General features: G+C 70.7%; 16 protein-coding genes and 3 pseudogenes. 10 read left to right on the top strand and 9 right to left on the bottom strand.

Annotated elements, in window-relative coordinates; translation table 11 throughout:
* Positions 1–7: 7 nt before the first annotated feature.
* Together J8403_RS01420 and J8403_RS01415 are read left to right on the top strand one after the other, a co-directional pair.
* A complete protein-coding gene (locus tag J8403_RS01420) occupies positions 8–3,142 on the top strand; it encodes an alpha-mannosidase (RefSeq protein WP_211121439.1) in 3,135 nt (1,044 codons plus the stop codon).
* Between the two features lie 4 nt (positions 3,143–3,146).
* On the top strand, positions 3,147–4,415 hold the full coding sequence (locus J8403_RS01415; RefSeq protein WP_211121438.1) for an alpha-L-fucosidase: 1,269 nt from the start codon (positions 3,147–3,149) through the stop codon (positions 4,413–4,415).
* 97 nt (positions 4,416–4,512) lie between these two features.
* Here the strand turns inward: J8403_RS01415 and J8403_RS01410 are convergent.
* Positions 4,513–5,142: pseudogene (locus J8403_RS01410) on the bottom strand (NADP-dependent oxidoreductase); the annotation flags it as partial.
* Between the two features lie 453 nt (positions 5,143–5,595).
* Between J8403_RS01410 and J8403_RS01405 the strand changes: the two are divergent.
* Positions 5,596–6,624, top strand: a complete 1,029-nt coding sequence (locus tag J8403_RS01405) for a phosphotransferase family protein (RefSeq protein WP_211121437.1) — start codon at positions 5,596–5,598, stop codon at positions 6,622–6,624.
* 290 nt (positions 6,625–6,914) lie between these two features.
* The gene (locus J8403_RS01400) at positions 6,915–8,798 is read left to right on the top strand and encodes an ATP-binding cassette domain-containing protein (RefSeq protein ID WP_211128027.1); all 1,884 of its coding nucleotides are present in this window, start codon (positions 6,915–6,917) and stop codon (positions 8,796–8,798) included.
* A 323-nt stretch (positions 8,799–9,121) separates the two neighbouring features.
* Here the strand turns inward: J8403_RS01400 and J8403_RS01395 are convergent.
* Together J8403_RS01395 and J8403_RS01390 are read right to left on the bottom strand one after the other, a co-directional pair.
* A pseudogene (locus J8403_RS01395) lies at positions 9,122–10,146 on the bottom strand (TerC family protein).
* A 200-nt stretch (positions 10,147–10,346) separates the two neighbouring features.
* Entirely contained in the window at positions 10,347–10,817 is a 471-nt protein-coding gene (locus tag J8403_RS01390; protein ID WP_211121436.1) for a winged helix-turn-helix transcriptional regulator, read from the bottom strand.
* A gap of 92 nt (positions 10,818–10,909) precedes the next feature.
* Between J8403_RS01390 and J8403_RS01385 the strand changes: the two genes are divergently transcribed.
* On the top strand, positions 10,910–11,404 hold the full coding sequence (locus J8403_RS01385; RefSeq protein ID WP_211121435.1) for a PaaI family thioesterase: 495 nt from the start codon (positions 10,910–10,912) through the stop codon (positions 11,402–11,404).
* Between the two features lie 67 nt (positions 11,405–11,471).
* On the opposite strand, the gene J8403_RS01380 is transcribed toward J8403_RS01385, so the two are convergent.
* Positions 11,472–12,431, bottom strand: coding sequence for a zinc-binding dehydrogenase (locus tag J8403_RS01380; RefSeq protein WP_211121434.1), 960 nt, complete (start codon positions 12,429–12,431; stop codon positions 11,472–11,474).
* 380 nt (positions 12,432–12,811) lie between these two features.
* Here J8403_RS01380 and J8403_RS01375 point away from each other — a divergent pair, with 380 nt between their 5' ends.
* From J8403_RS01375 to J8403_RS01365, 3 genes are read left to right on the top strand one after another with little or no spacing between them, the layout of a single operon-like run.
* Positions 12,812–13,003, top strand: a complete 192-nt coding sequence (locus tag J8403_RS01375; protein ID WP_211121433.1) for a hypothetical protein — start codon at positions 12,812–12,814, stop codon at positions 13,001–13,003.
* Positions 13,000–13,242 carry a hypothetical protein gene (locus J8403_RS01370; RefSeq protein ID WP_211121432.1) on the top strand — a complete coding sequence of 81 codons (243 nt, stop codon included), beginning with the start codon at positions 13,000–13,002 and terminating at the stop codon, positions 13,240–13,242. The genes J8403_RS01375 and J8403_RS01370 overlap by 4 nt, the downstream gene beginning before the upstream one ends.
* 29 nt (positions 13,243–13,271) lie before the next feature.
* A complete protein-coding gene (locus tag J8403_RS01365; protein WP_211121431.1) occupies positions 13,272–13,748 on the top strand; it encodes a hypothetical protein in 477 nt (158 codons plus the stop codon).
* On the opposite strand, the gene J8403_RS01360 is transcribed toward J8403_RS01365, so the two are convergent.
* Positions 13,642–14,811, bottom strand: coding sequence for a glycoside hydrolase family 113 protein (locus tag J8403_RS01360; protein ID WP_211128026.1), 1,170 nt, complete (start codon positions 14,809–14,811; stop codon positions 13,642–13,644). The two genes, J8403_RS01365 and J8403_RS01360, sit on opposite strands and share 107 nt — an antisense overlap.
* Before the next feature lie 264 nt (positions 14,812–15,075).
* Here J8403_RS01360 and J8403_RS44260 point away from each other — a divergent pair, with 264 nt between their 5' ends.
* Both J8403_RS44260 and J8403_RS01350 read left to right on the top strand, forming a co-directional pair.
* The gene (locus J8403_RS44260; RefSeq protein WP_211121430.1) at positions 15,076–16,284 is read left to right on the top strand and encodes a sensor histidine kinase; all 1,209 of its coding nucleotides are present in this window, start codon (positions 15,076–15,078) and stop codon (positions 16,282–16,284) included.
* A 4-nt stretch (positions 16,285–16,288) separates the two neighbouring features.
* Positions 16,289–16,943: pseudogene (locus J8403_RS01350) on the top strand (response regulator).
* Between the two features lie 48 nt (positions 16,944–16,991).
* On the opposite strand, the gene J8403_RS01345 reads toward J8403_RS01350, so the two are convergent.
* From J8403_RS01345 to J8403_RS01330, 4 genes are read right to left on the bottom strand one after another with little or no spacing between them, the layout of a single operon-like run.
* Positions 16,992–17,447 carry a MaoC family dehydratase gene (locus J8403_RS01345; protein WP_211121429.1) on the bottom strand — a complete coding sequence of 152 codons (456 nt, stop codon included), beginning with the start codon at positions 17,445–17,447 and terminating at the stop codon, positions 16,992–16,994.
* Positions 17,444–18,970: an o-succinylbenzoate--CoA ligase gene (menE, locus tag J8403_RS01340; RefSeq protein ID WP_211121428.1), complete on the bottom strand. Its 1,527-nt coding sequence runs from the start codon at positions 18,968–18,970 to the stop codon at positions 17,444–17,446. The genes J8403_RS01345 and menE overlap by 4 nt, the downstream gene beginning before the upstream one ends.
* Before the next feature lie 10 nt (positions 18,971–18,980).
* Positions 18,981–19,856 (bottom strand): amidohydrolase family protein, encoded by an 876-nt coding sequence (locus J8403_RS01335; protein WP_211121427.1) that lies wholly within the window; start codon positions 19,854–19,856, stop codon positions 18,981–18,983.
* Positions 19,856–20,773 (bottom strand): SDR family NAD(P)-dependent oxidoreductase, encoded by a 918-nt coding sequence (locus J8403_RS01330; RefSeq protein ID WP_211121426.1) that lies wholly within the window; start codon positions 20,771–20,773, stop codon positions 19,856–19,858. Before J8403_RS01330 ends, J8403_RS01335 begins: the two co-directional genes overlap by 1 nt.
* Positions 20,774–20,783: the final 10 nt, after the last annotated feature.

The following is a 20,783-nucleotide window of genomic DNA, read 5'->3' as shown; positions in this document are numbered from 1 at the left end:
CCTCGCCATGCATGACGAACGCCGCCGCATCGAGGACCGCGTCCAGCGCGTCCTCACCCAGCGCGTCCAGCCCGCCGTCCACTCGGCCTCCGTGCCCTTCACGATCGAGGCGTGGCAGGCGCCCGACGAACCGGTGCCCTTCGCCGAGGCGGCACAGGCGCCGTACGAGCCCTTCACCACCGGGACCCCCTGGGGCCCGCCCTGGGGCACCACCTGGTTCAAGGTCCACGGCGAGGTCCCCGCCGCGTGGGCGGGCAAGCGCGTCGAGGCCGTCTTCGACCTCGGCTTCGTCGGCGACTGGCCGGGCAACCAGGCCGAGGCACTGGTCCACACCCCGGGCGGCGCCCCGCTCAAGGCGGTCAACCCGCAGAACCAGTACGTGCCGGTGGCGCACCCCGCCGAGGGCGGCGAGCAGGTCTCGTACCTCATCGAGGCCGCCTCCAACCCCGACATCCTCGCGAACGACTTCAGCCGACCGACCCCGCTCGGCGACAAGCTCACCGCCGGCCGCGCCCCCCTCTACACCTTCGCCCGCGCCGACCTGGCCGTACTGGACGGGCAGGTGTGGCATCTGGGCCTGGACCTCACCGTGCTGCGCGAGCTGATGCTGGAGCTGAGCGAGCACGACCCTCGCCGCCACGAGATCGCCCACGCCCTGGACCGCGCCCTGGACCGGCTGGACCTGGAGGACATCTCCGGCACCGCCACCGACGTGCGCGACGCCCTGCGCGGTGTGCTGGAGCGCCCCGCCAACGCCAGCGCCCACACCCTCTCGGCCGTCGGCCACGCGCATATCGACTCCGCCTGGCTGTGGCCCATACGCGAGACCAAGCGCAAGACCTCGCGCACCTTCTCCAACGTCACGGCGCTCGCCGAGGAGTACCCGGAGTTCATCTTCGCCTGCTCGCAGGCGCAGCAGTACGCCTGGGTCAAGGAGCACTACCCCCAGGTCTGGGACCGCATCCACGAGGCCGTGCGAGGCGGGCAGTGGGCGCCGGTCGGCGGCATGTGGGTGGAGGCCGACGGCAACCTGCCCGGCGGCGAGGCCCTGGCCCGCCAGCTCATCCACGGCAAGCGCTTCTTCCTGGACGAGTTCGGCATCGAGACCAAGGGTGTGTGGCTGCCCGACTCCTTCGGCTACAACGCCTGCTTCCCGCAACTGGCCCGGCTGGCCGGGAACGAGTGGTTCCTGACCCAGAAACTCTCCTGGAACCAGACCAACAAGCTGCCCCACCACACCTTCTGGTGGGAGGGCATCGACGGCTCCCGGGTCTTCACCCACTTCCCGCCGGTGGACACCTACAACGCCGAGTTCTCCGGCCAGGAGATGGCCCACGCCGTACGCAACTACCAGGACAAGGGGCGTGGCACCCGCTCCCTGGCACCCTTCGGGCACGGCGACGGGGGCGGCGGGCCCACCCGCGAGATGATGGAGCGGGCGCGCCGGCTGGCCAACCTGGAGGGCTCCGCGAAGGTCGTCATCGAGCACCCCGACGACTTCTTCGCCGCCGCCCGGGCCGAATACCCCGACGCCCCGGTGTGGACCGGCGAGCTCTATCTGGAGCTGCACCGCGCCACCTACACCTCACAGGCCCGCACCAAGCAGGGCAACCGGCGCAGCGAGCACCTGCTGCGCGAGGCTGAGCTGTGGTCGACGGCCGCCGCGCTGCACGCGGACCACCCCTACCCGTACGAGCGGCTCGACCGGCTGTGGAAGACGGTGCTGCTCCATCAGTTCCACGACATCCTGCCGGGCTCGTCGATCGCCTGGGTGCACCGCGAGGCGGAGGCGGAGTACGCGCGGGTGGCCGCGGAGCTGACCGAACTCACCGCGGAGGCCATGGCCGCGCTGAGCGGCACCGCATCGCCCGGATCCGGTGCGCGGGTGTTCAACACCAGCCCCCGTCCGCGCGCCGAGGTCGTCGCCGTCCCCGCGGGCACGGCCGAGGGCCAGCCGCTGGCGGACGGCACCGTCGCCGTCTTCGCGCGGGTGCCGGCCTCCGGCGCCGCCCCGCTGACCGCGGCCGCGGCCGCAGCCCCGGAGCCCGTCACCGTCACCGGCGGCCGCGTCCTGGACAACGGCCTGGTCAGGGTCGAACTCGCCGAGGACGGCACGCTCGCCTCGGTACGGGACCTGGTGGCCGGCCGTGAGGTCCTGGCCCCCGGCGCCGCGGGCAACCTCCTGCGACTCCACAGCGACCTGCCCAACTACTGGGACGCCTGGGACATCGACAAGCACTACCGGCAGCGCTGGACCGATCTGCTCGAGGCCGACGCGGTCACCGTCGCCGAAGAGGGCCCGCTGCTCGGCGCCCTGCGCGTGCAGCGCGCCTTCGGCAAGGACGACCGCTCGCGCATCGTCCAGACCATCACCGTCCGCGCGGGCAGCCGCCGTATCGACTTCGCGACCGAGATCGACTGGCACGAGGCCGAGAAGATCCTCAAGGCCGCCTTCCCCATCGACATCCACGCCGACCGGTCGACCGCCGAGATCCAGTTCGGCCACGTCCACCGCCCGACCCACACCAACACCAGCTGGGAGGCGGCCCGTTTCGAGGTCTATGGCCACCGCTGGGTGCATGTCGCCGAGCCGGGCTACGGCGTGGCGGTCCTCAACGACTCGACCTACGGGCACGACGTGGCCCGCACCACCCACGAGACGGGCGAGGGCACCGGCGGCACGACGACCACCGTCCGGCTCAGCCTGGTGCGCGCCCCGAGGGTGCCCGACCCCGAGGCCGACCAGGGCATCCACCGCCTCACCTACGCCCTCCTGCCCGGCGCGACCGTCGAGGACGCGATCGCCGAGGGCTACGCGCTCAACCTCCCGCTGCGCGTCGCCGACTCCGGCGCGGCCGTGGCGCCGGTCGTCACCACGGACGGCCCGGCCGCCGTCGTCGAGGCGGTCAAGCTCGCCGACGACCGCTCGGGCGATGTCGTGGTGCGGCTCTACGAATCGCTCGGCGGCCGTACCCGCACCACCCTGCGCCCCGGCTTCACCCACAGCGGCGCCACCGTCACCGACCTGCTGGAACGCCCGCTCACCGAGGTCCAGGACGCGCCGAGCACCGATGCGGACGGCAATGTCACGGTGAATCTGCGCCCCTTCCAGATCCTGACCCTGCGGCTGAAGAGGAGCTGACGCCATGGCCATGCGACCGTGGTTCCCCGACGCGAAGTTCGGGATCTTCATCCACTGGGGCATCTACGCCGTGGACGGAGTGCAGGAGTCCTGGTCCTTCTTCGACGGCGACGTCCCGCACCAGACGTACATGGCGCAGCTCGACCGGTTCACCGCGGCGCGCTACGACCCCCGCGCCTGGGCCGACCTCTTCGCCCGCGCCGGAGCCCGCTACGCCGTGCTGACCAGCCGCCATCACGACGGCGTCGCCCTGTGGGACACCGCCCTCGGCGACCTGAACGTGGTCCGGCACACCCCGGCCGGCCGCGACCTCGTGGCCCCGTACGCCGAAGCCCTGCGCGAACGGGGGCTGAAGGTCGGCCTCTACTACTCGCACAGCGACTGGAACCACCCCGACTACGCCTCCACCCGCTACGAGGGACGGCCGCCCGAGCAGGAGAACAACCCGTACGCCGAGGTCCCGAAGGAAGAGGAGGACCTCGACGCCTGGGCCCGCTACCTCGCCTACCGCGACGGCCAGGTGAACGAGCTCACCACCCGATTCCGCCCCGACCTCCTGTGGTTCGACGGCGAGTGGGAGCGCACCGAGGAACAGTGGGGGATCCGCGAGCTGGCCCGGCTCATCCGCGCCGAGGTCCCGGACTGTGTGCTGAACGCGCGCATGCTCAGCGAGGGCGACTACGCCACCCCCGAGCAGGGCGTGCCGATCGAACCGCCCGCGGGGCCCTGGGAACTGTGCCTGACCTTCAACGACTCATGGGGCTTCCAGCACCACGACCACAACTACAAGACGACGACCCAGCTCATCCGCTACTTCACCGAGACCATCGGCGCGGGCGGCAATCTGCTGCTCTCCGTGGGCCCGAAGGAGGACGGAACGATCCCCGGCGAGCAGGTCGAGCGCCTCGAAGGCATGGGCGCCTGGATCGCCCGGCACGCCGACGCGGTCTACGGCACCGTCGCGGGCCTGCCCGCCGGACACCACTACGGCCCCAGCACCCTCGCGGCCGACCGCCGCACCCTGTATCTGACGCTCTTCGACATCCCGCGTTCGCCCATCGGCGTACGGGGCCTGGTGAGCCCCGTACGCCGGGTGACCGTCCTCGGCACCGGCACCGAGCTCGGCCACCGGGTGATCGGCGGCCTGCACGAGGTCCCCGGTGTGCTGTGGATCGACCCGCCCGCGGCCGCCGACCTCGACGACCACGCCACCGTTCTCGCCGTCGAACTCGACTCCGAGCTGGAGCTGTACCGGGGGCACGGCCGGGCCTGAGGGCGCGGCACATCAGCCGACGGTGATGACGATCTTGCCCGGGGGTGCCACCGGCGGTCAGCGCGCGCTGCGCATCGGCCGCGCGTTCCAGCGGGTAGGTGGCGCCGATCCGCACGTGGAGCTCGCCGGCCTCGGCGAGCTCCACCAGCGCCGTGAGGTCCGCGCGGTCCATCCGGCAGAACACCGGAGTGACGCCCGGTGCCCCGATGCCGGCGATGGACGCCACGCGTGCGCCGGGTGCCACGGCGTGTGCCGTCGCCGCGAGCAGGCCGCCGCCGACGGTGTCCAGGACCGCGTCCACGCCATCGGGGGCGAGTCCGCGGACGTGTTCGGCGGCACCGTGGCCGTAGGTGACCGGCTCGGCCCCGAGTGTGCGCAGGTAGCCGTGGTCGCGTGGTGAGACGGTGCCGATCACGCGCGCTCCGCGCGATCGGGCGATCTGCACCGCGAGCGAGCCGACACCACCGGCCGCCCCGAGCACCAGCCGCGTGTGGCCCTGCCGGACGCCCAGGGCGTGCACCACGGCCTGGCAGGCGGTCAGACCCGCCAGGGGCAGAGCGGACGCCTGAGTGAAACTCATGGTGGCCGGCTTGCGCACAAGGGTGCGGACATCCGCGGCGACGAGCTCGGCCAAGCCGCCGTGGGCGCGCTGCACATCGCTCCTGACATACCCGATGACCTCGTCGCCGGCCGAGAACTCCGGCGCTGCCGGACCCGGGCGTTCCACCACACCGGCGATGTCCCAGCCGGGGAGGACCGGGAAATGCGGTCTCGTGGCAACCGGACTCGATCGGCCCGTCGATGGGGCTGGACGAGATTCTCGACCGGGTGGCGGTGGGACGTCTCATCACCGTCGTGGGATCTGCCATCGGCGAGCGCCTGACGCGGGAGGTGTGCGCTGTCCCCGTGACGGACCTGCCTGCCGCGACACTGGCCCTGGGCTGGCTGGAGCACACGGCCCGGCCGGAGATCACCGCCTCGTCCGGGCCGCGCAGCGCATCGGGGTGGACCAAGCGCGGTTCCCCGTCGAGGCGGCCTGACCCCATCCCTTCCCGCGGAAGTGGCCGAGCTCGTCGCGTTCCTCGTCTCAGGCCGTCTGCTCAACACGACACTTGAAGCAGGATGGCCCGTTGCCCGCCGTAGCCACACGCTCGTTTCGTCCGCGTGGAAGGATCAGCCCATGGGGTCACGACTGGCGTTCGGGGACGGGTTACGGGCCGAGCTGGGATCACCCAGGAGCTCTCACAGGCTGGGCAGCAGCCCGCGCTCGCGTGTATGGCGCGTGGAGTTGGCAGGGACATCGGCGGTCGTGAAGCAGATCGTCGACGGCCCCGATGCCGACGAGCGATACGCCCGCGAGGTGGCCGCCCTGCGGCTCGCCGCCCGAGCCGAAACGCCCATCGTGCCCGCCCTGCTTGCCACCGATTCCGGCGAGCGGGTGCTGGTGCTGGAGCATGTGGAACACCAACGCCCGGCCGACGACTGGATCGTCGGCTACGCGGCCGCTCTGGCACGGCTGCATGCCACCGCCCGTCCGGAGGACGCCGGGACACTTCCGCGCTGGCAGGGCCCGAACCGGGCCGACATCGACTCCTTCCTCGGGCTGGCCGTGGCGCTCCAGGTTCCTGTGGCGCCCGGTGTTTCCGATGAACTCGATGACCTCGTGCACCGACTCGACCAGGCGCCCGGCCATGCCCTGCTTCACGGGGATCCCTGTCCCGGGAATGACCTCCACACCGCCACGGGGATCAGGTTCATCGACTTCGAGCAGGCGTCACTGGGCAGCGGTCTGATGGAGCTGGCCTATCTGCGGATCGGCTTCCCGACCTGCTGGTGTGTCACTTCGGCGGCCGAGCCGCTGCTGGAGCGGGCGGAGCAGGCCTATCGCGCGGCGTGGCGCACCGCGACCGGCGCCGAGATCCGGGACGGCCTGGCCGACGCGTGCGCCGGCTGGCTGCTCCGCGGCGACGCTCTGGTCGAGCGGGCACACCGCGAAAGCGATGACCACCTGGCCCGGATTCCGCAGCGGGACTGGACGTGGGGCACGGCGACAGCCCGGCAACGGCTCGTCCACCGGCTCCGTGTCGTCTGCGAGTTGACCGCCGGCCACACTTCTCTCAGCGGTGTGAGCCGCCTCACCAGCGACATGCGCCACCGCATGCTCACGCGCTGGCCGGCACTCCAGCCGGTCCCGACAAAGCGACCGTAGAGCCGGGCCGGCACCCCCATCGACGGGGCGGGACCGGACCTCCCGGACAGGGCCCGGTGGAAGCGCCGAAACCTCATACGTCACAGGCGCATCGAAGATCGGCGTTTCGGCCAACCATCAGTACCGCATGGGCGGCCCCGGCACGGCGATCGCACGTTCGCCCCCTTGCGGCCCAAGGGCTCCAGCACGTCCGGAATCGAGCGCGTTCGATTCGCTCTCCGCGTCGTTATGCCGTGCACTGCCGAGCCATCCAGGCGCGGCACCCACCCCCAGGAGGGATGCAGGTGACGATGACCGACGCCTCGACCGCAGACGCGAAGACGCCACCCCCTCCACCCCCGGCCACCATCACCTTCGAAGGCCAGCACGGTAAGAACCCGCTGGCCGAGGCCAATTTCAGGGCGATGTGCAGGCGTCTGCCCGCCGTGCTCGGGCACACCGCGCGGATGGCCTGGGCCGTCGACAAGCCCGGCGTCGTGCTCCTGCTCGTCTGCCAGCTCCTCACCGGTGCCGCGGCCGCCATCGTCCTCACCTTCACCGCGCGGGCCATGACGCACATCCTCGGCACCGGCACGGTGTCCGAACGGCTGCACGCCGCCCTGCCCGCCCTCATCGTCGTGACCGCCGCCGCGGGCGTTGGCCGAATCAGCGGCGCCCTGTCCTCCTATGCCGACGGGCGCATCACCCCCCTGCTGATGACCGAGGCGGATGTCGCGCTCGTCTCCGCCGTATGCCGCGTCGAAGCCTCCGCGTACGGCGAGGACGGATTCGCCGACCGGCACGAGGCCGCCGAGGTCGGCGTCACCCGCACCCGGATGATGGTGCAGGACGCCCAGCGGTTGATGGCCGCGCTGGTCCGCATGATCGCCGCGAGCGGCGTCATCACCGCGCTCCACTGGCTGATGCTCCCGCTGCTCCTGCTCGCCGTGCTCCCGGCCGGCGTCGGCGCCGTGCTGTCCGCGCGCGTCGACTACGAGACCCACTACCTCAACGTCGGCGACCGCAATGTGCGCTCCATGATGCGCTGGTGGGCCACCTACTCCCGCTACGGCGACGAGGTCCGCGCCAACGGGATGACCGGCTACCTCATCTACTGGTACCGCGCCCTGTCCGACCGCATCGACCAGCGCGTCCTCACCGCCGCGCCCCGCATGCTGCGCATCGCCCTGGCGACCAGCGCCCTGGGCGGGTTCTTCCTGCTGTGCACCTGGGCCACCCTCGCGTGGCTGGCCACCGCCGGCCGTGTCGCGCTCCCGGTCGCGGCCACCGCGGTGGTCGCCGTCCAGACCACGCTGGCCGCCCTCTCGCAGTTCGTGATCCACGGCGCGGCGATGTTCCACACCTCCCTGTACCTCGCCGATATGCGGTCCTTCCTCGACATGGCCGCCGAACGGGCCCCGCGGCGCGGCGAGTTGACGATCCCGGAGCGCGTCGACGAGATCAGGCTCGACGAGGTGGTCTACCAGTACCCCGGCAAGGAGGAACCCGCTGTGGACGGTGTCTCGCTCACCCTGCGCCGCGGCGAGATCCTGGCCATCGTAGGGGAGAACGGCTCGGGAAAATCCACCCTGGCCAAGCTCATCACCGGCATCCTGCTCGCCGACAAGGGCCGCGTCCGGTGGGACGGCACCGACCTGGCCCAAGCCGACCCCGACGCGGTATGGAAGCGCACCGCCCTGGTCCCGCAGAACTTCGCCTGCTGGCCCCTGCGGGCCCGTGAGAACATCACCCTGGGACAGCCGAAAACCTTCGACGACGAACCGGTGTGGCAGGCCGTCGACGCCGTCGGCATGCGCGAGGCGGTCGAGAAACTTCCCCGGCAGCTCGACACCCTCCTGGCACGTGAACTCTTCGGCGGGGCCGAGCTGTCCGGCGGCCAGTGGCAGCGGCTGGTGTGCGGCCGCGCCCTGTACCGGCGGACACCGCTGCTCATCCTGGACGAGCCCACGTCGCAGATGGATCCGCGAGGCGAGCACCAGATCTTCCTGGAGATCAAGCGCATCGCCGCCGAGCGCATGACCATCGTCGTCACGCACCAGCTCGAGAACACCCGCCTGGCCGACCGCATCCTGGTCATGCGCGAGGGACGCGTGATCGAGCAGGGCGGATACGAGGAGCTGGCCGCCGCGGGGGGACTGTTCGCCGAGCTCGTCGCCCTGGCCAAGGACCGATGAGGTGAGCGGGCGTCTCACCGTCGTTACGGTTTCGCCCCGCTGCCCCTCGGGCTCTTCTCCCCTTGCGCTTGCGCTTGCGCTTGCGCGTGCTTCGGGCAGGTCGGGTTGTGGCAGGTGCCCGGCGTCCATAGAGGAACGAAGATGCCCATGGTCTTGTGGCGCGTCATCTTCGCGGTCAAGGGGTAGTGACAGGCGGGGCACATCCGCCCGGTCCGCGGTACCGTCGCTCGCTCGGCGCTGCGCATAGGTACAGAATAAGATATTTTGCCATTAAATGGGATAGTTTTTGCAATGGGGGCAAAGAGGAGGGCGGCGATGTCCGGTCAGCTGTCCTGCGATGGGTTCTCCATCTTCCGTCCCTCCCGTGGCTCCCGTGCCTCCCGTGCGGCCGGAGCGGTCCCTTCCTGGGCGGCCGGACGGGGGTGTCGAATGCTCAGTGCGACGGACGCTGCCAGGACCGTGACGATGACCGCCAGGCTGACCGGTGACGGAATCTCCGGGATGCTGCTGCTGACCAGCTTGTGGGACGCCTGAAGGATCAGCTTCACGCCGATGAAGGAGAGGATCAGCGCGAGGCCCTTGCTGAGGTAGTGGAACCGGTCCAGCAGCCCGGCGAGCAGGAAGTACAGGGCGCGCAGGCCGAGGATGGCGAAGGCGTTGCTGTGCCCGCCGTTCTCGCGGTCAGCGACGACGCCTTCATCGTCTACACCACGCTGTCCACGGCGAAGACCAGGTCGGCTGCCTCGATCGCGGCGACGACCGCGAGCAGTGGGGTGGCGACGCGTTTGCCCGCCTCCATGACGAAGAACTTCATCCCGGCGTACTCATCCCGCACGGGCATCACCTTGCGCAGCAGCCGCACGGCGATGCTTTTGCCCGGGTCGAAGCTCTCGTCCTCCTCATGGAGGATCTTGTAGGTGCTGTAAAAGAGGATGGCCGCGAAGACGAACAGCACCGCGGTGAACCGGCTGACCACGGCCACTCCGGCGGCCAGGAAGAGGCCGCGGAACACCAGCGCGCCCATGACGCCGAAGAACAGGACGCGGTGCTGGTAGGGGCGCGGCACCTTGAAGTAGGCGAAGATCAGCGCGAAGACGAACAGGTTGTCGACCGACAGGCTCTTCTCCAGCAGCCACGCGGTGGTGTACTCCACCCCCGGCGTCATGCCCAGCACCAGGAAGACGACCGCCCCGAAGACCAGGGCGAGACCGACCCACACCCCACTCCAGGCGGCGGCCTCCTTGAACCCGATGATGTGCGCCTCCCGGTGCGCCAGCAGGTCCACCGCCAGCGACACGACCACGGTGACGGCGAACGCCGCCCACAGCCACATCGGCACATCGAGCACGAAAAGCCCCTTACACCGGTGGGGGTGAATCCCGCCTCTGCTGAAAGTCTGACCCAGCGGTTCCGGCTTGTCGCCCGCACAGGCACGGTGGTCACTTCCGGACGGGGTCGGTCAGGAACGGTGTGGCCGGGGTGGGCGACGGGCTACCGGGAGGTCGGCCTCCCGCCGCGGCGCGAAGCCGCGGCGTGCATCCGGGGCCGTCAGGACCGAGGCCGGGCTGCGGGGCCGGGCCTGGCGCTGACGTCGTAGGGAGACAGGGAGGTATGCCCCCGCTCGCACTCGACCGTCACCCGCACCGGCGCTTCGCACATGGCGTGCCGAAGATCGAGGACCGGCCCCTCCGCATCGTCTCCCGTGTACGCCTCCCCCCACTGCTTCAGCGCCACCAGGACGGGCCAGAGGTCCCAGCCCTTGCGGGTCAGGCGGTATTCGTTGCGCGAGCGGCTGCCGGGTTCCTGATACTGGACGGTCTTCAGGATGCCGGCCGCGGTCAGCTTCCTGAGGCGATCGCTGAGGACCGCCTCCGACAGACCGATGTGGCGGCGGAACTCGTCGAAGCGGCGGATGCCATTACTCGCGTCGCGCAGGATGAGCAATGTCCATTTCTCCCCGACCAGATCAAGCGTGAGCTGGACCGGGCAGTTCTCCGTGCTCGCCTCAAGCCACTCCATCCCGCCATCCTAAGTCCCTGACTTCGCAATTGACAGTCAGGTGTCCACCCGGCTAGCTTCGCCATGCGAAGTCAGATCGGGAGGAGCGGGCTGTGGGACGAACGCGCACGTACGAGTGGGAGGACCCGGCGCTCACCGCAGCGGCCGTGGGTCAGTCCTCCGGTCTGGATTTCCTGCGTGAGTTGCAGGCAGGCCGGCTTCCCAGGGCTCCTGTGAGCGCGACCGTGGGCTTCTCGCTCGACGAGGTGGAGAAGGGGCGTGTGGTGTTCTCGCTGGTGCCGGGGGAGGAGCACTACAACCCCATCGGCAGTGTGCACGGCGGCATCTATGCCACCCTGCTCGACTCGGCCGCCGGCTGCGCCGTCCAGTCCACGCTTCCGCCTGGCCTGGCCTACACCTCACTCGACCTGACCGTGAAGTTCCTGCGCCGGATCACTGTGGAGACGGGCACGGTCCGCGCGATCGGCACCGTGGTCAGCAGCGGCCGCCAAACCGCCCTCGCCCAGGCCCAGTTGGTCGATGCCACGGACCGTGTACTCGCCCACGCCACCAGCACGTGCATGTTGTTCCCGCTGCCGGAGGCGTGAGTCGCCCCTCATCAGAGCCGTGGCGGCGGCCCTCCCGGCACCGGACAGCGCGTGGTGTCCGATTGGGTCAGCCGCCCGGGCGGGTGACCAGGCGGCCCCGGACCTTGCCGTGGCGGAGCCGGTCCAGGCCCTCGTTGAGGTCGGCGAAGGGGATCTCTTCCACGATCGGGGTGATCCGGCCCTCCGCGATGAAGCCGAGGACCTGGCGGTATTCGTCCTTGCCGGCGCCGTAGGAGCCGCGGAGTTCCACGCTCTTGCGGATGAGGCTGCCGTTGGAGAAGGTCGTGGTCTTCGTGCCGAGGCCGACGACGACCACGCGGCCGAGGCGGCGTACGGCATCGATCGCGTCGGAGGTGGTGGAGCCCACGCCCGCGAAGTCGACGATGGCGTCGGGCCGCAGGTCCGCCAGCGCGGTGACGTCGGTGAAGCACTCGCGGGCGCCCGCCGCGCGGGCTGCCTCGAAGGTGTCGGGGTTGATGTCCACGCCGTAGACCGTGGCCCCCGCGATCACTCCCGTACGGACTCCATTGAGGCCGAGGCCGCCCAGGCCGACGACAGCGATCACATCGCCCGGTTTGGCCCGAGCCTCGGTGCGGACCGCATGGTAGGCCGTGACGACCGAGTCCGTGGCGACCGCCGCATGGACCGTGGAGACGTTGTCGGGCAGGGGGACGAGAGTGGAGGCATGGGCCACCAGGCGTTCGGCATAGCCGCCGTCGAGGCCGATACCCGGCGCGTAGGACGCCTTGACCTCCGGGTGGGCGATGATCGCGACGGCCACGCGGTCGCCTGTCGCATAGCCCTCCACCCCCTCGCCGAGGGCGGAGACGGTGCCCGCGACCTCGTGGCCGAGTGTGAAGGGCGGTCGGACGATGGGCTCGATCATGCCGTCGATCACATGGACGTCGGAGTGGCACAGTCCGGCGGCCTCGACGTCCACCACGACCCAGCCCGGGCCGGCCACCGGGTCCGCCAGTTCGGCCCCCTGCAGCGGGGCGCCCTTCGCCACGTACCGGAAGGCCTTCATCGACTACTCCAAAGTTCACCTGAGACGAACCGCCGCCGCAGCCTATCGGTGTGTCAGTTAGCGCTGATGGGCGGGCGGTTGGCTCGGCCTGGACGACGGAGTTCGCCTCCCGCGTCCAGCGTTTCAGCACGGCGCGCTCGTCGTCGCTCAGCGGAGGAGCGAGTAAGTCCCGCTCAAAGTAAGTTAGTTCATGGTCGGGCAACCCGATCTGATCCAGTGCCCGGATCTAGCATCGGTGACCTCATCACGGTGCCGCGGAGAGCGATGGACCGGCGACAGAACACCAGGAGCACATGTGCGGGCGATATCCGGGGACTTCTCCGTCGCCCCCGCTCTGCTGAGCAATGCCACGGTCCGCTACGAGTGGTGCCGTCCCGCCGATGGCCGGGAACGCCGGCTCGGTGACGCTGCGCCCCGCCGCGTCCGAACTCGCGGGCGAGGTGGCGGTCACCGGGGACCATGCCCTCGACCCGAGCGACTGGAGTCTTGAGGGTTCCCACGACGGGCGGCACTGGGCCACCCGGTCGGGTACCGGGGCACCGCCGAGATTGCCGCCCGTGTGGGGACCGTGACGAGTGGGCCGCGCACGGTCGAGCGGTGGCGGCGCTATCTGGCGGAGTACAGCGTCGAGATGCTGCGGCTGGCCGACGCGGACCAGTTGGAGCAGGTCGGCGATGACCAGCGGGCCGCCGGATGGCTGGGGGCCGAGGGAGCGGACGAACATCGGCTCACGGCCGTGGAGGAGCGGCTGGGCGCACCCCGCTCCCGCCCAGCCTCCGCGGATTCCTCGGCGCCTCCGACGGCTGGCTGACCCTCGGCGCGTACGCTGCCGATTGGCGGATGCGGACGACCGAGACCATCGGCTGGCTGCGCGAGGAGGAGCCGTGGCTATGGGAGATAGTCCGGGAGTGCCGAGGCGCCCGGTTGGCGGACCACGCGCTGCTGATCTCCGTGGTGGAGGACCAGGACGACTGGCTGCTGGACTCCTCGCATGTCTCCGAGGACGGCGAGTGGCCGGCGTACCGCTCTGTGGCCTTTGGCGATGAGCGGTTCGCCTCGTTCGCCGAACTGATCGCCGCGGAGCGCGAGAAGCTCAAGGGAGTGGCAGGCGCCCAAGGCCATCCTCCGCATCCCGAGAAGGCCGGGTGGCTGGTGGCCGAGGACGGCGCGCAGGCCCTGTGCGGCGAGAGTCATGGCCGGTCAGCGGAACTCAGCCACGCCCTGCTGGGTGGCGGGCGTACGCGTCGGCCAGGGCCGCGAATGATTCCTTGGGCTCCCAGTGCCAGGGAGAGTTCGGATCCGCCGGGCGGTCCCTGATCACTTTCGCCAGGCTGTAGCCGGCCATGTCCAGGTCGAGTCGCTGCTCGCGGCGGTGCGGTGCGTCGGGCGTGAGGAAGGTATAGGCCATGGCCGCGTAGAGGTTCATCGACTCGAATACGCCGAACACGTCGGTGAGGTAGGCGGCCTGTTCGTGCTCGCTGCGCACCAGTCCCTTCTTCACCCGCGGTGGCGTCGTGGAGTAATCGACGACGTCCCAGGCCATGCCGCCCAGGCGCGGTGCGCCCTTGAAGGTGCAGGAGCCGAACTCGGTGATCGCGAGCGGCTTGCCGTGGCGTTGATACGTGCGTAGCTCCCGGACGTGCCCGGAGGGGTCCGGGTACCAGCCGTAGTAGTCGATGCACACCAGGTCGAACAGGTCCCAGTCCACGTCTTCGTCCTGCGCGGCGCCATACGACAGGGGGCCGCGGAAGACCGAGCGGCCGACGGCGGCGGCCCGTGCGGTGAAGCGGCGCAGGCGCTGGGCCGTTTTCACCGGGTCGTAGTTGCCCTTGACCAGGTTGTCGATCCGTTCGGTCGCGGTGGCGCCGGGCACGATTCCGGGCACGAACAGCATGAACTCACAGCCGACGTTCAGATGCGTCCGCACGCCCTGCCGGCGCAGTCGTTCCGCGAACCGTCCGGTCTCCGCGAGGTGGTCGAGGATGTCGTCGGCGGGCACGTCCCCCAGGGTCGGCTCCAGCCAGACGTGCAGACCGTTCTCGGCCGCCTCTCCCGCGGTGCGGGTGAGGCGTTCGACGCCATCGCCGGTGATTTTCACCGTGTCGGCGTGCAGCTCGCGGCGGATCGACCGCAGATCGGCCCGGGTACGCGCCGCGCTCCATCCCGTCGCCGGGGTCTCGCCCTGCCCTACCTCGTAGACGACCCCGCGATAGCGCACCCCGCCCGGCCTAGCGTCCCCCGCCCGCTTCCGATCGGGCGAGGCGTGTGTTCCGTTCTGCCACTCCGACGCGGCGGCGTATCCCGCGGGAAGCGCCGCACCGACTGCGACGGCTCCCGCGAGCCGCAGAAACCGTGCCCTGTTTACCTGGGCTGCACCCATCTCGTTCTCTCCCGTCTCATCCGATGGCAGCAGCCTGCGGGGGCCACCGGAGTCGGACCATTCGCCGATGGTCTGCAAAGCGGGAGAGGGCGTTAGGACGAAGGACCTGCCGCCGTTGCCGAACGAACGACCCGAGAAGCCGTATCGGACCACGGCCCCGGCGCCGAAGCGACGGTCGGCGCCACCTGCCTGTGCCAAGTGGCCAAGGGGGTCTGGCCGGTCGGCCGATGTGCCGCCCTCGGCGGTCCGCATACCCTCACCCCTATGACCAACGGCCCCGACCCCGACCTCCCGGCCGGGCGCACCTGGCGCGACTGGGCGGTGGACGCGGTGCTCTTCTGCGCGGCCGTCTTCCTCGGCCTGGTCGTCCTCGGCGTGGTGGAGGAACAGGGCGAGCTGTCGGGCCGGGTGGCCGAACTGGACCCGCTGCTGGGGCTCGTGGCCTGCCTCGCGCTGTGGTGGCGGCGCCGTTTCCCGCTCGCCGTGGCCCTGGTCGGGCTGCCGACGGTGGCGCTGGCGACCAGCGCGCTGCCCGCCGGCGCGGTGATCGTCACCAACTTCGCGCTTCGCTTCCGCTGGCGGCGGGCACTGCTGACGCTCGGTGCGTACGTGGTGTGCATGGTGCCCTCCGGCCTGCTGCTGTACGGGCGGGGTACGAACCTGGTCATCGATGCCGCGTTCTGCCTGGCCTACCTCCTGACCACCTTCGCCTGGGGCCACGCCCTGCGTTCCCGGCGGCTGCTCCTCCAGCGGCTGCGGATGGACGCCGAGCGGGCCCGGGCCGAACACGAGCGCCGGCTCGCCGACGCCCGCCGCGGCGAACGCCAGGCCATCGCGCGTGAGATGCACGATGTGCTGGCGCACCGCATCTCCCTGCTCTCCGTGCACGCGGGCGCGCTGGCCTACCGCACCCGGCAGGCACAAGCCGGTGCCGGACCCGCACTCGACGGCGCCGAGGTCGCCGAGAGCGCCGAGGTGATCCGGGGGAGCGCGCACGAAGCGGTGGAGGAGCTGCAGGAGGTGTTGCACCTGCTGCGGGCGGAGGACGGTGGCGAGCCGGTGTCGCTGCTGCCACGGATCGAGGACATCGACTCTCTCGTCGCGGATGCCCGCGCCACCGGCCAGCCGGTGGACTTCCGCCCCGAACTGGCCGCGGACGCCGTCCACGAGCTGCGGTGGCAACTGCACCGCACCGTCTACCGCGTAGCCCAGGAGGGCCTGACCAATGCCCGCAAGCACGCGCCCGGCGCACCGGTCAGCGTGTGCCTGGCCGGAGGTCCGGGCCGCGGGCTCACCGTGGAGGTCCGCAATGAGCTGCCCGCATCTCCCCGCACCGACGAGGCGATCCCGGGCACCGGCACCGGTCTGACCGGGCTCGCCGAACGCGTCCGCCTCGACGGCGGCACCCTCGACCACAGGGCTGCCGACGGCACCTTCACACTGTGCGCCCGGCTACCGTGGTCCGCGAGGTGACGCCATGATCCGAGTGCTGCTGGCCGACGACGACCCCCTGGTACGGACCGGGCTGAAGATGATGCTGCGCGGGGCGGACGGCATCGAGGTCGTGGCGGAGGCTGCCGACGGTGCCCAGGCGGCCGCCGCCGTCGGCGAACACGAGCCCGACGTGATCCTCATGGACATCCGGATGCCCGTCATGGACGGCCTCGCGGCCACCCGCGCACTCACCCGCGACGGCAGAGAGGCCCCGCAGGTGATCGTGCTGACCACCTTCGACGAGCACCGTCTGGTCCTGGAGGCGATGCGCGCGGGCGCCGCCGGGTTCCTCGCCAAACACACGGCGCCCGAGGACATCGTCGCCGCGGTACGCCGGGCCGCTCGCGGCGAGCCCGCACTGTCGCCCTCCGCCGCGCGCGCTCTGATCGAGCACGCGGCTGCCGGACCGGACGACCGGGGCGAACACGCCCGGCAGCGGCTGGCGTTGCTCACCGAACGGGAGCGCGAGGTGGCCGAGGCGGTGGCCGAGGGATTGTCCAACACCGACATCGGCGCCCGCCTGCACCTGTCCCTCGGCACGGTCAAGGCCCACCTCTCCAGCGCCCCTGGCCAAACTGGACCTGGACAACCGCGTCCAGCTCGCACTCCTCACCCACGACGCTCACCCGCGGTCCTGACCGGGCGGGCGGATCGTGGCCGCGGCGCCCGACGTGCGCTGCCTCGACTCAGACGTAGAAGCGGGACAGACTCTGCACCACGGCCGCGGGCTTCGTGCCGCCGTCCACCTCGATCGTGCCGTCGACGGTGATCTGGACGCCGCCGGGTACGTCCTCGACCGAGGTGAGCCGGGCGGCGAGCCGCAGGCGGGATCCGGCCCGCACCGGTGCGGGGAAACGCACCTTGTTCAGACCGTAGTTGACCTTGGTGGTCACCCCCCGCACGTCCAGCAGCTCGGTGAAGAGGGGGATGAACAGGGACAGCGTGAGGTAGCCGTGTGCGATCGGCGCGCCGAAGGGGCCCTGGGCCGCTCGCTCCGGGTCGGTGTGGATCCACTGGTGATCGCCGGTGGCGTCGGCGAAGGTGTCGATGCGGTCCTGCGCGACCTCGATCCACTCGCTGGTGCCGAGGTCGCTGCCGGCGAGCTTCCTCAGTTCGTCCAGGCCGTTGACGGTGATGCTCATGAGTCGGCTTTCTGTTGAGGGTTTGGGGTGCCGTAGCGGTGGCGTACCCGGGACTTGAGGAGCTTCCCGGAGGCGGTGCGCGGAAGTTCGTCCGCGACCACCACGGACTTGGGGATCTTGTACTTGGCGAGGTGCCCGGACAGTGATGCCAGCACCTGCTCCGGATCGAGTTCGGTGCCCGCTGCCGGGACGACGACCGCGCGGGGCACCTCGCCCCACTTCTCGTCCGGTACACCGATCACCGCGCATTCGGCGATGCCCGGGTGGGTGAGGAGGAGGTCCTCGATCTCGGCGGGGTAGATGTTCTCGCCACCAGAGATGATCATGTCCTTGATGCGGTCGACGATGTACACGTAGCCGTCTTCGTCGACCCGGGCCGCGTCCCCGCTGCGGAACCAGCCGTCCGCGAAGGCGGCCTCCGTCTCCTCGGGCAGCCCCCAGTAGCCGGACATCACATGGGGTCCGCGCACCACCACTTCGCCGGTCTCGCCGATGTCGACCGGGGTGAGGTCGGGCCGTACGACCCGTACGTCGCTGAAGAAGTGCGGTACGCCCGCCGAGCCCGCCTTGCCCACCGCGTGTTCGGCGTCCAGGAAGAGCGCGCCGGGCGCGGCCTCGGTCATGCCGTAGCCCTGGAGGAAGGTGAGCCCGCGCCGCTGGTAGGAGGCGATGAGCGGGGTCGGCACCGGTGATCCGCCGCAGGTGAGGATGCGCAGCGAGGACAGGTCGGCGTCGGCCCAGCGGGGATGCCGGGCCACCTGGTCGAACATCGTCGGCACCCCGAACATGAAGGTGATGCGGTGCCGTTCGATCAGATCGAGGGTCGCTCCCGGGTCGAAGGCCTCCACCAGGACGCAGGTGCCGCCCTTCAGCAGCACCGGCAAGGTGATCATGTTCAGCCCGGCGGTGTGGAACAACGGGGCGGATACCAGGGCGCGTTCGTCGGCGAACAGGTCGTGGTCGACCAGGACGTTGACGGCGTTCCAGGTGATGTTGGCGTGGGTGAGCATCGCGCCCTTGGGGCGGCCGGTCGTCCCCGAGGTGTACATGATGAGGCAGGTGTCGTCGGGGGTGACCGGCTCGTCGATCGGCTCGGCAGACGCGGCCGCCAGGGCCTGTTCGTATGCGCCGCCGATCTCGAGGCAGATCCGTACCCCGGTGCCGGCCGGCAGTCCGGAGACGAGCGCGGTGTGTGCGGGGCCGTGGATGAGGGCCTTGGCGCCGGAGTCGGTGAGCTGGTAGGCGATCTCGGGTCCGGACAGGCGGGTGTTGAGGGGGACGAAGACGGCGCCGAGGAGGCCGGTGGCGAACAGGGTCTCCAGATAGGCGGGGTGGTTGGGGCCGAGGTGGGCGATGCGGTCGCCGCGTCGGATGCCCTGGGCGCGCAGGGCGTGGGCGAGGCGGGTGGTGCGTATGTGCAGGGTGCGGTAGTCGGTCGACCGTTCGCCGTGGATCAGGGCCGTGCGGTGCGGGGTTTTACGGGCCCGGCGTGCGGGCCACGACCCCAGTCCCTCGTTGCGCATCTGACACCTCTCACGGTTGCGTCAGCCCGAGCAGGCGGGCCGCGTTCTCCTTGAGGATCTTCGGCTTGACCGCGTCCTTGAGGGAGAGCTTCTCGAAGTCGGCCAGCCATCGGTCAGGGGTGAGCACCGGGAAGTCCGAACCGAACAGCACCTTGTCCTGCAGCAGCGTGTTGGCGTACTGCACGAGCTGCGGCGGGAAGTACTTCGGGGACCAGCCGGACAGGTCGATGTGCACGCCGGGCTTGTGGGTCGCCACCGCCAGGGCCTCGTCCTGCCAGGGGAACGACGGGTGCGCCAGGATGATCTTCAGCTGCGGGAAGTCGGCGGCCACATCGTCCACATGGAGCGGGTTGGAGTACTTCAGGCGGATGCCGCCCCCGCCGGGAACACCGGCGCCGATGCCGGTCTGGCCGGTGTGGAAGAGTGCGATGGTGCCGGTCTCCTCGATCACCTCGTACAGGCCGTACGCCACCGAGCGGTCGTCGGGGAAGAAGCCCTGGACGCTGGGGTGGAACTTGAAGCCCTTCACGCCGTACTCCTCGACCAGCCGCCGGGCCTGCTTCACGCCCGCCTTGCCCCGGAAGGGGTCGATGGAGGCGAAGGGGATGAGGACGTCGGCGTTGGCGGCGGCGGCCTCGGCGACCTCCTCGTTCGGGACGGGCTCGGTGCCGGTCGCGGACTCGGCGTCCACCGTGAAGATGACGGCGGCCATCCGCCGCTCGCGGTAGTAGGCGGCCGTCTCCTCGAGCGTGGGCTTCCGGTTGCCCTCGACCTTGAAGTAGGCGGAGGAGGCGGTGTGCAGGTCGTCGTCCAGGGAGGAGTGGCCCGTGGAGGACACCTCCGCGTGGGTGTGGACGTCGATGGCGACGAGATCCTGGAGGTCCATCACGCCTCCGGAATCCTCGGCGCGGGGATACCCACCGTCTGCGGCTCGGCGCCGACCGACGTGTGCCAGGCGTCGGCCAGGGCGCCGGAGGTCCAGCCGCCGTCGGCGTAGGCGGCCCGGAGCTCCTGCGGATGCGACCAGAGCGCCACCTTGTCGCCGCCGATGCCGATGCACTGGCCGGTGATGCCGCGGGCGGCGTCGGAGGCCAGGAAGGGGACGAGGGCGGCGCAGTCCTCCGGCGTGCCGAATCCCTCCCCCTTGCGCAGGAAGTCCGGCAGCGGCTCACCGTTCCTGAGGGCCTCCACATACGGGGCGAGGGCGGGCATGGTCTCGGTCATCGCGGTGGCGGCGACCGGCACGATCGCGTTGACGGTGATGCTCGCGCGGGACAGTTCCATGGACCAGGTGCGGGCCATGGCGGCGATACCGGCCTTGGCGGCGGAGTAGTTGGTCTGGCCGAAGTTGCCGCGCTGCCCGGCCGGGGAGCCGACGAGGACGAGCGTGCCGCCGTCGCCCTGCTCGCGCATGCGCACTGCGGCGGCGCGGGCGCAGGTGAAGGTGGCCCTCAGATGGGTGGTGATGACCGCGTCGAAGTCCTCGTCGGTCATCTTCCACAGCACCTTGTCGCGCAGGATGCCCGCGTTGGTGACCAGGACGTCGAGTCGGCCGAATTCCTGGACGGCACGGCTGACGAGGCGGTCGGCCGCCTCGGCGCCACCGACGGGGACCACCTCGGCCACGGCGGTGCCCCCGGCCTCGGTGATGGACTTGACGGCCTGTTCGGCCGCGTCCTCGTCGATGTCGTTGACGACCACGGACGCGCCGTGGGCGGCGAGGGCGTGTGCATAGGCGAGGCCGAGGCCCCGGCCGCTGCCGGTGACGACGGCGGCCTTGCCGGTCAGATCGATGGTGGGCACGAGCGAGTCC

The sequence above is a fragment of the Streptomyces yatensis genome (assembly GCF_018069625.1).
GTDB lineage: Bacteria > Actinomycetota > Actinomycetes > Streptomycetales > Streptomycetaceae > Streptomyces > Streptomyces yatensis.
Note: the sequence above shows the minus strand (reverse complement) of the source record. Positions and strands in the feature narration are given on the sequence as shown.

What these genes read in the sequence shown, in the direction of transcription:
- J8403_RS01380 (WP_211121434.1), bottom strand. Translation starts at nt 12,431, where the DNA reads ATGAAGGCCTTCCGGTACGTGGCGAAGGGCGCCCCGCTGCAGGGGGCC.
- J8403_RS01335 (WP_211121427.1), bottom strand. Translation starts at nt 19,856, where the DNA reads ATGGACCTCCAGGATCTCGTCGCCATCGACGTCCACACCCACGCGGAG.
- menE (WP_211121428.1), bottom strand. Translation starts at nt 18,970, where the DNA reads ATGCGCAACGAGGGACTGGGGTCGTGGCCCGCACGCCGGGCCCGTAAA.
- J8403_RS01365 (WP_211121431.1), top strand. Translation starts at nt 13,272, where the DNA reads ATGCGGACGACCGAGACCATCGGCTGGCTGCGCGAGGAGGAGCCGTGG.
- J8403_RS01405 (WP_211121437.1), top strand. Translation starts at nt 5,596, where the DNA reads ATGGGGTCACGACTGGCGTTCGGGGACGGGTTACGGGCCGAGCTGGGA.
- J8403_RS01390 (WP_211121436.1), bottom strand. Translation starts at nt 10,817, where the DNA reads ATGGAGTGGCTTGAGGCGAGCACGGAGAACTGCCCGGTCCAGCTCACG.
- J8403_RS01400 (WP_211128027.1), top strand. Translation starts at nt 6,915, where the DNA reads ATGACCGACGCCTCGACCGCAGACGCGAAGACGCCACCCCCTCCACCC.
- J8403_RS01360 (WP_211128026.1), bottom strand. Translation starts at nt 14,811, where the DNA reads ATGGGTGCAGCCCAGGTAAACAGGGCACGGTTTCTGCGGCTCGCGGGA.
- J8403_RS01415 (WP_211121438.1), top strand. Translation starts at nt 3,147, where the DNA reads ATGGCCATGCGACCGTGGTTCCCCGACGCGAAGTTCGGGATCTTCATC.
- J8403_RS44260 (WP_211121430.1), top strand. Translation starts at nt 15,076, where the DNA reads ATGACCAACGGCCCCGACCCCGACCTCCCGGCCGGGCGCACCTGGCGC.
- J8403_RS01345 (WP_211121429.1), bottom strand. Translation starts at nt 17,447, where the DNA reads ATGAGCATCACCGTCAACGGCCTGGACGAACTGAGGAAGCTCGCCGGC.
- J8403_RS01375 (WP_211121433.1), top strand. Translation starts at nt 12,812, where the DNA reads ATGGCCGGGAACGCCGGCTCGGTGACGCTGCGCCCCGCCGCGTCCGAA.
- J8403_RS01420 (WP_211121439.1), top strand. Translation starts at nt 8, where the DNA reads ATGCATGACGAACGCCGCCGCATCGAGGACCGCGTCCAGCGCGTCCTC.